A 12,937-nucleotide genomic window follows, 5' to 3' on the forward strand; every position below is an offset into this window, starting at 1 on the left:
GAGGCCGTCAGCAAGGAACAGAGCCGCCGGTCGCATCGGCCGGCACATGCAGGAGATCATCAAGATGGACAATACCCTGGTCTGGGCCGACATTCCGACACGGGATCTGGATCGCGCCATGGCCTTCTACTCGGCCCTGCTCGACGTGCCGGTCACGCCGATACAGGAGGAGATCCGCTTCGCCATGCTGCGCCACGACGGCAACAACGCGGCGGCCTGTCTCGGTCCCATGGACAAGTACCACCAGCCGGGGCACTCGGGCCCCCTCATCTACCTCGCCCTGGGCGATCGCCTGCAGGAGGCCGAACAGCTGGTGCCCAACATCGGCGGACGGGTGCTCGAGCCCCTGCACAGCATCGGCAGCGGCCATGGCTCACGGATCATCATCGAAGATACCGAGGGCAACTGGCTGGCCCTCTATGCCCCGCCGGCCGGCTGACGACGGCGGCTCCCAGAAACAACAACGGCGACCTGATGGTCGCCGTTGTGCATGAGCCAGTCTCCCGGGTCATCAGACCTGCGGGTTGAGACGGGTCGGCATGCCGGTACGCTGTTCCAGCACCTGTTTGACCACGTTGGAGTCGCTCTCCGCGTGGGCGATGAAACGGGTGGTGGCCGGGGTCATGGGCAGCGGCACGGAGGCGGTGGAGTTGAACTCCGCCTCGGTGCGCGACAGCGGCTCGTGCACTTCCATGTAGCGGCTGCCATCCGGCTCGACCGTGGTCTTGACCGGCTGGTTGACGAACTGGACGCGGGTGCCGACCGGCACGTGGTCAAACAGGTACTTGATGTCGTCGGCACGCAGGCGCACACAACCACTGCTCACCCGCAGGCCGATGCCGAAGGTGGCGTTGGTGCCGTGGATGGCGTACAGGTTGCCGATGTAGAGCGCGTGCAGGCCCATGGGGTTGTCCGGGCCGGCCGGCCAGACCGCAGGCAGGGTCTTGCCCTGGGCGGCATAGCGGCGACGGATGTTCTCGGTCGGGGTCCAGGTCGGGTTGGCACGCTTGCGCTCAACCTTGGTGATCCAGTTCTCCGGGGTGTTGACCCCCAGCTGGCCGATGCCGATGGGCAGCACCTGTACCACGTTCTTGCCTTTCGGGTAGTAGTAGAGACGCATCTCGGCCACGTTGATGACGATCCCTTCGCGGGGAGCGTTGGGCAGGATCAGCTGATGGGGAATGATCAGCTTGCTGCCAGCCTTGGGCAGGTAGGGGTCGACGCCCGGGTTGGCTTCCATGATGTTGGTCAGACCCAGCTGGAAGTCAGAGGCGATCTGCTCCAGCGGACGGTTGTCCGCGGGCACCACGTATTCCTGATTCTCGCCGATCAGGCGGCTGTTGGCGGCGGGCAGCTGGTATTCAACGGCGGCAGCCTGCTGGCCGGCCAGTGCCAGCGTACATAAAAGAGCCGAAGCGGCAATGCGAAGGGGATTCATAAAATTCCTGTGTGGTTTCCTGTACCAAGTTGGCCGAAGGCCGTGTCATCCTCGGTTGCGCCGGGGCGCAAAGGTGGCGTCCGCGGTCGATTACCGAGCGCGCATTCTTTCCTGAGTCGGCCAAAATTTCAACGTCGAAAACGCTCTTTTTTGCATGAAAAAGCGCATCCGGCGCCACTGGCGCAGCCTGCTGTCATGATGGCCACGCTAGCAGCCACAAACTGAGCAGAAGCTGAACAAAAAGGGAGGCCGCCTGGCCTCCCCTTCATCACGGTATCAAGGTCGTCCGCCGAGCAGATCCGCCACGCTCGCGGCGATGGCGGCGCGGCCATCGAGCGCCGCCATCTCCTCGGCCAGCAGCCGTGCCCGGGCGCGGTAGCGCGGCTCACTCACCACCTTGCGCACCGCCGTGGCCACCATGGCCGCCGTCGGCTCGTTACTGTGCAGATTGATGCCGACCCCGCTCCAGGCCACCCGGGTCGCCACCTCCGCCTTGTCCTCTCCGGTGCCCGCCACCACCAGCGGCACCCCGTGGGCCAGCGCGGACTGCACCGAGCCGTAGCCGCCGTTGGTCACCAGGGCGGCAGCGCGGGGCAACGCCAGCTCGAACGGCACGTGGTCGGTGACGATGGCATTGGCCGGAACGGCATCGCCCAGCAGCGCCGGATCCCGCCCGCCGGTGGTCAGCAGCAGTTGCAGCTCGTCGCCGGCCAGCCCCTGCATGGCCGGCAGCAGCAACTGCCCCAGATCCACGTTGGCCAGAGTGCCCTGGCTGACGATGACCAGCGGTCGCTCATCGAGCCTCTCCCACCAGGGCGGCGGCGTCAGCTCAAGCCGGGGTGGCAGCAGCGGGCCGACATAACGGATCACCCCCTCGAGTACTGGCCGCTCGTATTCAAAGCCGGCGCAGGAGAGCTGCAAGAAGGCATCGGGGGCCGTCACCATCACGTCGGTGAAGGGGGCCGTCAGCGGCGGCGCACCCGCCTCGGCCAGGGCGGCATCGAAGTGCTGCTGAACCTCCCTTTGCAGTTGCCGGGTCGGCTCATCGAGCCAGGGCAGCTCGCCAAGGGAGCGGCGCAGCTCGGGGGGAATGCGTGGGCCGTAGAAGATAGCGTCCGGACTCGAGTAAGAGACAGGGTTCACCCCCAGCATCAGGATCGGCACCGGCCGGCCATGGGGTTGCTGCAACAAGGGCAGCACCCCGTAGAAGCCGTTCTCCACCAGCAGCAGATCCACCCTCTCCGCCGCGATCAGCGCCCTCAGCTGACTGTCGTGCTGCGCCATGGGGGCGGCGAAGAAGCGTTTGAGTGCCAGCGCCATCTGGGCGGTGCCGCTCAGGCTGGCCCGCTCGGGAAAGTGCCGCTCCAGCGCCCGGTAGTCAAAGTCCACCTCGGGGGCGAAGGGCACGAACTCGGCGCCGGTGTCACGGATGTGCCGCTCGAACAGGGCGCCGCACAGCATCAGCACTCTATGCCCCTGCGCCACCAGCAGACGGGCCGCCGCCAGCATGGGATTGACGTGGCCCGGGGTGGCGGTGGCAGCCAGCAAAATGGTCGCCATCACGCCGCCCCTTGCGGCGCCAGCGCCGGGTTGAGGCAGACCGGGCTGGCCTGGATGTGGACCCGCTGGATGTGGCGCGCCGAGCGAGCGGTGAACCCCTCGCGGCCGTGCAGCAGGCCAAGGTTGTCGGCGATCACCACGTCTCCCCCTTGCCACTGGTGGGCATAGAAGTAGCGCGGGTCATAGAGCCGCTCGTGCAGATCCTGCAGGAAGGCGGCCTGCTCGGCCGGTGCCACCCCTTCAATCTCGAGGGCATGCTGGTTGAGAAAACGCACTCCCTCGCGCGGCGGCTCGTTGTAGCGCAGCACCGTCTCGCCGCTCACCGGGTGGGGCACCAGCAGTGGCGAGCGCACCTGGCCGCCGTAGTGCACCACCTGCTTGATGCGATAGGTGATGTGCACCCGCTCCCAGCGGGCCAGCCGCTCGCCATCGAGCTCGGTGAGCAGCTGGCGGGTATTGATGAAGGTGGTGCGCCCCCCTTCGTCCGCCGCCGGGGCGTGCACGCAGTGAAACAGCTGGAACTCGGGCAGGGTCGGCTTGTACATGCCGTCCCAGTGCAGCGGCACATAGCTGGAGTCGAAGATGTGGTCGGTGGCGTTCTCGTGCTCCTTCACGTCCAGCACGGCGCCGAAGGGCCACATCATGATCTCGCCCCACTCCTCGCCGTAGCGGGTCAGCCGCTCGGGATCGGTGAAGCCCGACTCGAACCCGCGCAGGATCAGCACGCCGTGGCGGCGGGCCAGCTCGCGCAGCGCCTCGATCGCCAGACTCTGCACCGGCTGGCCATTGCGGGCCGGCTCAATCAGCAGGCCGAACGGGGCCTGCGGCAGGATGCGGCAGCGCTCGCCGCCGAGGGTAACGATGGATGCAGTCATGGGAAACTCCTCAGGCGGCGGCCTGCTTGCCGTTGATCAGGTAGTGGCTCGGACGGCCGTGGATGTGGACCAGCTCATGCTCCATCGCCAGCACGTCGCGCCGCTTCATCAGCACGAACTGGCCATCCAGGTTGGCCGCCACCCCGTGCCAGGGGGTGAGCCAGTCATCCCGGGTCGGCAGCATGTGGATGCCCATCTTCAGGCTGTGGCTCGCCTGGGGGTGGATGGAGAGGCGGATCGCCTCGGGGAAGCGCTCCGCCAGCAGGTTGCCCCAGGCGCGGCTGCGCTGGATCACCGCATGGGTGCGCCCCTTGGCATCCCGCTGCAGCGCCGTGTTGGAGAGCGGGGTGTCCGGCAGCTGGCTGTCTTCATAGAGGAAGCGGGTCATGGCGCGATAGAGACGAATGCCCTCCTCGGTGCTTCTTACCTCCTGCGCAATCAGTTCCAGCGGCTCGGCGTAACGCTCCACCAGCTGTTCGCGCAGGGTGTCGAAGTCGCGGCTGGCGCAAAACTCGGCCATGCCCGCCACCATCCCCAGGTGGAAGACCCCGAGATGGGTCGCCCCCAGCTCCAGGATCAGCTGCTCGATATGGGCCTGATAGGCGTCGATGGCCGGATCCGCTACCCGGATGAGGTCACCGAACACGTGGCCGTCCGAGCAGATGAGGATCCGCATGCCGGGCGCATAGTGCAGCTGGATGCGCTGGCAGAGGTGGTTGAGAAAACTGAGGGAGAGCCGCTCCGCCATGTCCGGCAGAGAGCCCAGCACCTTGTTCGGATTGGGCGACTTGGTGGGAAAGGCGGGCAACACGCAGAGGATGGTCTCGCCCCGCTCGATGAAGTCTTGCAGACGGGGGATCTGGATGGCGGCCACCTCTGCCTCCTCCTGCTGCCGATCCAGGATGGGATCGGGGAAGCGGCGGCGATAGGGCAACAGCTCGGCAAATATATTCTGGGCAATTTGATGGGAAGATAAACCACTCATTATTCCGGCTCCTTTGGCAGGATTAAAATCAATAAAGATGACTCTTTATCAATGCGTCCAGTCTCTGTTGTTATTATTTGTGTATCCGTTTGCTACCCAAACGAATCGAGAGGGGACAGTAGCCGAGATAAAGTCAGGCTATCAATTCGCCATTGATGTAAACAGCTTCAACCCTGCGCTAATAATCTTTACCGCATAAGCAATTCACATTTATCTATATGAATAAAAACAAAATAATGAATATTTAAGCGGTTACCAAAAAACCTTTTCCCAAAAAGTTCCCTAGCCATTATTTTATTTGGTCACAAGTTGACTCAGCCATTATTTAGCAGAGCTTAATAGTGATAGCGGCTCAACGGAATAATAGTGACCACTTCGCCGAAAATATCGCAAACAATTATTTATTCACATAATAAGCCGATGTGCCATGGCCGGGTTCCGGGATGGCGCAGACACAAAAAAACCGGGTTGCCCCGGTGCTTTGCATCTCGTCCCAGCGACGCTGCCTATGGTCGACCGAATCTCCTCAGGCCGGCACCGGCTCCGCCGCCAGATAGTCGAGGGCTGCCTGCCAGCCCATCCGGTAACCCTGCTCCAGCCTCGCCCGGTCGGTGGTCATGCGGCCGACCCGAAAGTTTGCCGGCGGTACTATGACCCGGATGCGGCAATCGGCCGGCGGCTGGCGGATGAAGTCGATGGCATCGTTGTAGCTTTGATGGCGCGACAGGCTGGCGCGAGCCAGCGCCGGCGTCTCGCGCAGCAGGTAGCGATGCAGGGCAGGCAGGCGCGGCGCGCGCTTGCGATAGCCCAGCGGGCGGGAGAGCACCACTGTGATGTCGCGCGCCCCCTGTTCATAGGCGTGGCGCACCGGAATGGAGTCGGCCACCCCGCCGTCCGTCATGGCTTCCCCGTCGATGCGCACAAAGTCCCGGTAGACCAGCGGCACCGAGCAGGAGGCCTTGATCTGCTGCTCCAGCTCGGCGGCATTGGCCTTGAGGTAGGCGGCCTGGCCGTCCGCTACCCGGGTGGTCACCACGGTCAGCGGCACCGGGTTGGCGGCAAAGCGCGCCAGATCGAGCCGGCACTCGCGAATGGTAATGGCCCACAGCCAGTCGAGATCAAGCCAGTGGCCGCCACGCACGAACTTGGCCAGGTTGATGAACTCGGGACGGCAGGAGTAGTCGGTGATGACGTTGTGGTTGCGCCCCTGCTGGCCGGCCAGAAAGGCTGCCAGATTGACCGCCCCGGCCGACACCCCGATGCAGTGATCGAACGCCGTGCGGCCCTTGGCCAGAAACGCATCCAGCACCCCAGCGGCAAAAATGCCGCGCATGGCGCCCCCCTCGACCACCAGGGCCGTTTGTCGCCGACTCATCCCGCCTCCCCGTTTTGCTCTGTGAATGGTCTCACACTTTGGCCCATTCAGAGCCCGGCGGCCTGCCGGGATCCCTATAATGGGCCCGCCTTCGCTCCCCATGAGCAAGGTATAACTTATTGATGCTACGGAATATTACAATGAAAAATATCAGCAAGTCCCTGCTCGCGGCTGCCATTTCCCTCGGATTGATGGCAGGCTGTAACAGCCAGAATGACTCCGAGACCCCGACCCCCATGGTTCGCTTCGCTACTTTCAACCTCTCCTTCGATCGCACCGCCGCCGGCATGCTCGCCGGTGAACTAGCCCTGAGCCGCACCGAGCAGGATGCCCTGCTGGCCCGCCTCGCCGACGGCACCTTGAGCGGTGCCGAGAAGACCAAGGCCCTCGACGTGCAGCAGATCCGCAACATCGCCGAAATCATCCAGCGCACCCGGCCAGACGTGTTCCTGCTCAACGAATTCGACAATGACGGCAAGGGCAGCGACACCACGGACCTCAAAGCCTTCAACGACAACTACCTGGCCCACGCCCAGCACGACGAGGTGAAGGCCATCAGCTACCCGGTGCTGCAGAACTTCGCCACCAACACCGGCCTGATGAGCGGCCATGACCTCAACCTGGACGGCAAGGTCAACAACGGGCCGGACGACGCCTGGGGCTTTGGCAACTATCACGGCCAGTACGCCTTCGCCGTGATGTCCCAGTACCCCATCGATACCAAACAGATCCGCACCTTCCAGAAATTCAAGTGGAAGGACATGCCGGGCGAAGCGAACCCGGTCATCGACGACTGCAACAATGCCAAGGCGCCGATCCCGGCCGGCCGCCAGTGCGGCGATGCCTGGTATGACGACGCTGCCTGGCAGGCCTTCCCGCTCTCGTCCAAGAACCACGCCGACGTGCCAGTGCGCATCAAGCGTGGCAACAAGGAGGAGGTGATCCACTTCCTCATCTCCCACCCCACTCCGCCCATCTTCGGCAACGCGGCGCGCCACAACGTCAAGCACAACCGGGCCGAAGTCGCCTTCTGGCAGGATTACGTGGAGACCGCCAGCTACATGGTGGATGACGCCGGCAAGGCCGGTGGCCTGCCCGCGGGTGCCAAGTTCGTCATCGCCGGCGATCTCAACGCCGATCCCCAGATTGGCGATGGGGATCTCACCGCCATTCAGGATCTGCACAACCATGTGCTGGTCAATCAGGCCGTCACCAACGGCGCCCTGATCCCGGTCAGCCAGGGCGGCCCCGAGTGCCTCGCCAGCCAGCCGGATCTGTGCAAGCGCAACAACAACCGCCCCACCCCGGAGCGCATCACCAGCAGCAGCGGCCTGCAGCTCGACCACGTGCTGCCCTCTGCCAACCTGAACGCGGTCGCCTCCGGCGTGTTCTGGCCGGCCAGCTTCGAACCTGGCTACCACCTGGTGTATGACGCCAAGCTGGGCATCGCCAAGGGAGTCAGCTCGGATCACCGCCTGGTGTGGGTCGACTTCAAACTGTGACAGTGACACAGAGCAGATAAGCAACGGGGCCCGCAGGCCCCGTTTTCATTGGATCGTCATACCAGCTTCTCCACCCGGGCCGGCAGCCCCTGACGGGCCGACGAGCCGATGGCCCAGTCCACCAGGGGGTAGCGGCCATGGCGGCTGGGATCCAGCACCGCCAGATCATTGAGGTTGACCCCGGCTCCGCGCAGCGGATTGGCAACCACTTTCTGGCCGTCTATCCAGTGTTCCCGCGCCCCCAGCTCCTTGTGGCCGAAGCCGTGCTCGATGGCGATGGCATCGGCCTGCACCCCGGCCACGCACTCGGCCACCCCGATCACGCTGCCATCCGGGGTGCTCACCCGCACCCTGTCCCCGCTCTCGATCCCCAGCTGCGCCGCCGTCTGCGCATTTAGCCGCACCCGGTTGCTGGGGTTCACCTGGCGCAGGCGATCCGAGCCGATACTCATGGAGCTCATGGTGTGGGACTTGTAGCTGGTGAGCAGCAGCGGCCACTGGGTCGGCTTGAACGCCTCATTGAGCGGCGTGCCGTCCGCCAGCTGGGGACGGAAGAAGCGCGGCGTGCCGCTCAAGTATTGCCCGCTCTGGCTGTGACGGCGGCTGCCCACCTCGGGGTTCCACACCATCAGCGGCTTGGGCCAGCGCTTGCTCGGCTGACCCGCGTCGTCACGCCCCTTGGCCGCCGGCTCGAAGCGCCCGCCGCGGGCGAAGAGGTAGGCGGCGCGGCCCGCCTCCTCCACACTCAGGGTGGCATTCAGCACCGGCAGGATCCGTTCTACCCCGGACCAGGCGAGATCCTCAGGCCCAATAGGAGGCACCGGCTCGCCGAGATAGGCGACGTTGGCCGCGCCGTAGAGGGAAAAGTCCGCCGCCCGGTTCAAGCCGTGCAACTTGCCGTCCACCCCTTTGAGCGCCCCCTCGCCAAAGCCCGGCAGCCCCAGCCGTTTGGCCACCGCGATAAAGAAGGACTCCATGCAGACCGGATCTCCCTCGGCGGTCTTGGCGACACGGGGCTCCACGATGGGCCAGCGGCCGGTGGAGACCTTGGTCATCACCCCGTGCCAGGCGGTGGCCCAGCCCCAGGATTCGTAGGTGAGGGTGTCCGGCACTAGGTAGTCCGACAGCGCCGACGACTCATTGATGAAGCTGTCGATGCTGACCACAAGGGGCAGCACGGCGGGGTCTTTGAGCTCTTCGCCTATGGCCTTGCTGAGCCCAGCCTGACCGTAGAGGGGGTTGCCCATGTGATTGATCCAGGCCTTGAGCCGGTAGGGATAGCCGTTCACCGCCGCGGTCAGGTGTTCGCCGAGCAGAGGGCCCGAGATCGGGAACCAGGGCTCTTGCGCCGGATAGGGGTTCTGGCCCGCCTCGCGCTTGCGCCGATATTCGGAGGTCTTCTCGTAGGGGAACTTGGAGCGCGACAGGAAAACTCCGGTGGGTTTGACCATGCCGGGGAAGCTCGCCAGATCGTAGCGCGGCCCCGCCCCGAAGGGATCGAACTTGCCGCCGCTCGCCACGGTGCCGCCCCGGGCATTGAGGTTCCCAATCATGACGTTGAGCATCATGATGGCCCAGGCCGAGTAGAAGCCGTTGGCGCTCATGGTGCCGCCGTGGGAGACCACTGCCGCCCGGGTACCGTGGCTGGTGAATTCCCGCGCCAGCGCCTCGATATCGCTCACTGGCACGGCGCACTCGGCGCTGTATTGCTCGAGAGAGTGCTCGCGGCACGCCTCGGCCAGCAGCTGGAAGCTGCTCTTCACCATCAGCGCCCCCTTGGGGCCCTGAATGGTGCGATCCACCCAGAGGTTGGCCCGCTCACACTGGTCGGCGGGTCTCGGCTCGCCGCTGCTCGCCTCCTCTACCAGCATGGCGTCCCCCTCCCCATAGGCTTCCCCCTCAAAGGGCAAGCCGAGATCGCTGGCCCGCAGCATCTGGCCGAAACGTGGGTGGGACTCGTCGCAGAGCACCAGATGGCTGGCGTTGCAAAAACCGCGATAACCGGCCCGCTCGGCAGCAGCGGCATTGGGAGCCGTCAGGAAGGGCTCGGCGTAGCGTTGGTTGTCGATGATCCAGCGCAACATGGCCATGGCCAGCGCCGAGTCGGTGGCGGGGCGGATGGGCAGCCAGCGGTTGGCGGGGGCGGACGGCATGTTCACCGTGTTGGGCAGGCTGGGGGCCACCACCACGTAGGAGAACGGCTTGCCCGGCCGCGCCCGGTTCGCCGCCAGCTGACGAGACTGGCGCTTGAAGGGGTTGCCCGATTGCTGGGGCGAGGTGCCCATGAACAGCAGGAAGTCACTCTCGTCCCAGTCCGGCTTGAGGTGGGCGTTCTTCTCCAGATCGTCCAGCAGGGCGCCGGCCCCGACCCGGAACGACAGGCCGCAATAAGCGCCGTGGTTGGCGAAGTTGCGGGTGCCAAAGCTGTTGAAGGTGAAGCGCTTGATGAAGTGATCTCGCCCTTCGTCAGAAGCGTTGCTCACCAGCAACTGGTTGGCCCTGGGGCCGTACTCCGGGTTGGCGGGGTCGAGCGGCTCGGCGAGGTTGCGGATGGCCCGCAGCCCCTCAACCTGGCCCTCGCCAAACAGATCGCCCCCCTCCACCACCTCGGCCACCAGCTGCTCAAAGGGGATGCTCTGCCAGCGACCGCTGCCACGGGGCCCCACCCGCTTGAGACAGCGGGTGACTCGCTGCGGGCTGTCGAGCTGCTCGAGCATGGCATTGCCCCGGGCGCAGGCGGTGGAGCGCCCGTCCAGCCCCCCTTCCTGGTAGCCACTGGTTGCGAGCAGCGCCTGTTTGACCGGGGTCTTGAAGTCGATGTGGTGCCGGGCGGAGAGGGGGTGATAGGGGTTGCCCAGGATCCGCACTATCTGGTCGCGCTCGTTGTCGATGCGAGCCCGCACTCCGCACAGGGTCCAGCAGCCGAGGCACATGGTGTTGGCAACCCGCTGGTCCGGGTTGGGGTACAACTCCCCCCGCTCGTCGACCCGGTACTCCACGGCCAGCGAGTTGCCATGGATGGGATCCCGGGTCGGCTTGCCCGAGCTGCCGGTGGCGAGGCCACTCGCCACCTGCTTGAGGGTGTCGCTGTAACCGGCGACGAACAGCCCGGTGCCGCCGGCGATGGCGGCGCCCTTGAGAAACTTGCGTTTGCTGTGATCCATCAGAGTGCCTCGCGTGCAAAAGGAGTGGGTGCCTTGATGGCGGGGGAAGCAGAGGGGCGCACCAGCTCGCTGAGCGCCACCAGCAGGGCCACCAGCAGACCGAAGGTGCCGAGAATGCCGAGCACACCGGCCGGGCCCCAGGCGATTTCATAGAGATAGACGCCGGCCCCGTACTTGGGCGCGAGCTGCCCCTGGATCAGCAGCAGCCAGCGCAGTCCCCACACCAGGTGCAGCCCCAGCAGCGCCAACCCCCAGAGAGCCAGGCGGGCAGAGAGCCTTGGCCGGAGCAGCATCAGCAGGCCGGCCAGCCCCAGGATCAGCAACAGCCAGTGGGCCGCCAGCCGCCAGCTCGGGTCGAGCCGATAGAGGGCTGCGGCCTCTGCCGCCGAGGCACCGCCCAACAGGGCCCAGCCCAGCAGGGAGAGCGCCAGCAGGCCTAACGTCCAGCCGCTCTGGCGCAGCAGGGTCGACTCGGTCTCGGCACGCCAGCCCGCCAGCAAGCGGTTGAGCAGCAGCAGGGCACTCTGGGCCCCCAGCACGGCGCTCAGAGTCAGTAGCCAGGGCAACCAGGGGGTATGCCAGAGCGGGCGCGCCGCCACCGCCATGGTCTCGAGCCCGGTGTAGAGGGCGATGCTGAGCCCGCTCACGGCCGCCAGCAGAGAGAGGGGCCGCAGCCAGACGTGCCCCGACCAGTTTCCCAGACAGAGCAGCCGGGCAAGGCGGGCTATCTTGTCCCCTTCGGCGCCGCGCCGGGCCAGGGCGGGCCTTAGCAGCAGCCAACCGAGCAGCATGGAGAGCAGGCTGAACAGCGGCAGCAGATAGGCGCCATACCACATGACGGAGCCAAAGCGCGTCTGGGCGTAGAAGTGCCAGGCCCGGGCCGGCTGGTGCAGATCCGCGGTCAGGGCGATGGGAGCCACCAGACCGGCCGCCACCATCAGCACCGCCGCCAGGGTCTGCTGCCGCGGGTCCGGCGCCTTGCGCCACAGCTCAAACGCGCCGAGCCAGAGGGCTCCGTAGGCGAGGCCAATGAGGAAGAAATATTGCACCGCCCAGGGCAGCCAGGTGATGGGCTGAGCCGGGGCCAGCAGTTCGTTAATGACCATGGGCTATCTCCTTGCCATCGTCGGTGAGCAGGGTGCGCAGGGCCGGATTGCCGTCGACCTTGCTGACGAAGGCCTCGTCCATGCCGAGATAAAAGACCCGCGGCTGGGTATTGGCCTCGGGCTTGAGCACCTTGAGCGCCGGCTCGTGTTCGCGCAGCAAGCGGCTGATCCGGCTCTTGGGATCGTTCAAATCGCCTATGATGCGCGCCTCGCCGACACAGCTCTCCACACAGGCGGGCAAAAGCCCCGCCTCCAGCCGATGGGCGCAGAAGGTGCACTTGTCGGCGGTGTTGGTCTCGTGGTTGATGAAGCGGGCATCGTAAGGGCAGGCCTGCACGCAGTAACCGCAGCCGACGCACCAGTCGTTGTTGACCACGACGATGCCGTCATCGCGCTGGAAGGTGGCGCCGGTGGGGCAGACATCGAGGCAGGCGGGCTCGGCGCAGTGGTTGCACAGCCTCGGCAGCATCAAGAGAGAGGCGGGAGCCGCGAGGGCGGCCACGTCGCTCACCTCGTACTGGCTCACCGTGGTGCGAAACTGGCCGAGGGGAGGCTGATTTTCGATGGTGCAGGCCACGGTGCAGGCCTGACAGCCGACGCAGCGGCGCAGGTCGATCAGCATGCCGTAACGCTTGCGCCCGTCCCCCCGGCTGATGGCCGCCCGCCCGTTGCGGGGAGCGGGAACGGACTGCGCCTGAACCTGGGTGACGGGGATCAGGGCAGCCCCTGCGGTGAGGGCGGCGATCCCGGATAACAATCGGCGCTTGCTGGGCTCCATGGCGTCTTTCCTTCTGCTGAGCTGGCTTGAAAGGGGTTGGGCCGATTGTCCTCAACGCAGGAAGTCGCCTCTATTGTGGTTTTCCACATACCGGGAGCCGGGTTGATCCAGCGCAATAAAAAATACCCCAGCCCTGCTGAACTGTGACCGGGGC

The 12,937-nt window shown here is 65.5% G+C and carries 10 protein-coding genes; 2 read left to right on the plus strand and 8 right to left on the minus strand.

What is annotated here, in order from left to right; genetic code table 11:
• Positions 1-46: 46 nt before the first annotated feature.
• Positions 47-439, plus strand: a complete 393-nt coding sequence (locus tag G5134_RS05485; RefSeq protein ID WP_065016792.1) for a VOC family protein — start codon at positions 47-49, stop codon at positions 437-439.
• Positions 440-511: 72 nt separating this feature from the next.
• Here G5134_RS05485 and G5134_RS05490 read toward each other — a convergent pair whose 3' ends face one another.
• The 5 genes from G5134_RS05490 to G5134_RS05510 all read right to left on the minus strand — a co-directional run bounded on the left by G5134_RS05490 (position 512) and on the right by G5134_RS05510 (position 6,233).
• Positions 512-1,438 carry a L,D-transpeptidase family protein gene (locus tag G5134_RS05490; RefSeq protein ID WP_005298188.1) on the minus strand — a complete coding sequence of 309 codons (927 nt, stop codon included), beginning with the start codon at positions 1,436-1,438 and terminating at the stop codon, positions 512-514.
• 276 nt (positions 1,439-1,714) lie between these two features.
• Positions 1,715-2,998 carry a nucleotide disphospho-sugar-binding domain-containing protein gene (locus tag G5134_RS05495; protein WP_065016791.1) on the minus strand — a complete coding sequence of 428 codons (1,284 nt, stop codon included), beginning with the start codon at positions 2,996-2,998 and terminating at the stop codon, positions 1,715-1,717.
• Positions 2,998-3,873: a TauD/TfdA dioxygenase family protein gene (locus tag G5134_RS05500; RefSeq protein WP_065016790.1), complete on the minus strand. Its 876-nt coding sequence runs from the start codon at positions 3,871-3,873 to the stop codon at positions 2,998-3,000. Before G5134_RS05500 ends, G5134_RS05495 begins: the two co-directional genes overlap by 1 nt.
• A gap of 10 nt (positions 3,874-3,883) precedes the next feature.
• On the minus strand, positions 3,884-4,858 hold the full coding sequence (locus tag G5134_RS05505; protein ID WP_042006910.1) for an L-tyrosine/L-tryptophan isonitrile synthase family protein: 975 nt from the start codon (positions 4,856-4,858) through the stop codon (positions 3,884-3,886).
• Between the two features lie 526 nt (positions 4,859-5,384).
• Entirely contained in the window at positions 5,385-6,233 is an 849-nt protein-coding gene (locus G5134_RS05510; protein WP_024941211.1) for a patatin-like phospholipase family protein, read from the minus strand.
• A gap of 140 nt (positions 6,234-6,373) precedes the next feature.
• Here G5134_RS05510 and G5134_RS05515 point away from each other — a divergent pair, with 140 nt between their 5' ends.
• On the plus strand, positions 6,374-7,735 hold the full coding sequence (locus G5134_RS05515) for an endonuclease/exonuclease/phosphatase family protein (RefSeq protein ID WP_065016789.1): 1,362 nt from the start codon (positions 6,374-6,376) through the stop codon (positions 7,733-7,735).
• A gap of 56 nt (positions 7,736-7,791) precedes the next feature.
• On the opposite strand, the gene G5134_RS05520 is transcribed toward G5134_RS05515, so the two are convergent.
• Genes G5134_RS05520 through dsrO form a run of 3 tightly spaced genes read right to left on the minus strand, consistent with a single transcriptional unit; the run spans position 7,792 to position 12,783 of the window.
• Entirely contained in the window at positions 7,792-10,899 is a 3,108-nt protein-coding gene (locus tag G5134_RS05520; protein ID WP_065016788.1) for a tetrathionate reductase subunit A, read from the minus strand.
• Entirely contained in the window at positions 10,899-12,005 is a 1,107-nt protein-coding gene (gene nrfD, locus G5134_RS05525) for an NrfD/PsrC family molybdoenzyme membrane anchor subunit (protein ID WP_065016787.1), read from the minus strand. Before nrfD ends, G5134_RS05520 begins: the two co-directional genes overlap by 1 nt.
• Entirely contained in the window at positions 11,995-12,783 is a 789-nt protein-coding gene (gene dsrO, locus G5134_RS05530) for a sulfate reduction electron transfer complex DsrMKJOP subunit DsrO (RefSeq protein ID WP_011707059.1), read from the minus strand. The genes nrfD and dsrO overlap by 11 nt, the downstream gene beginning before the upstream one ends.
• Positions 12,784-12,937: the final 154 nt, after the last annotated feature.

The sequence above is a fragment of the Aeromonas sp. 600276 genome, from assembly GCF_049175815.1.
GTDB lineage: Bacteria > Pseudomonadota > Gammaproteobacteria > Enterobacterales > Aeromonadaceae > Aeromonas > Aeromonas dhakensis.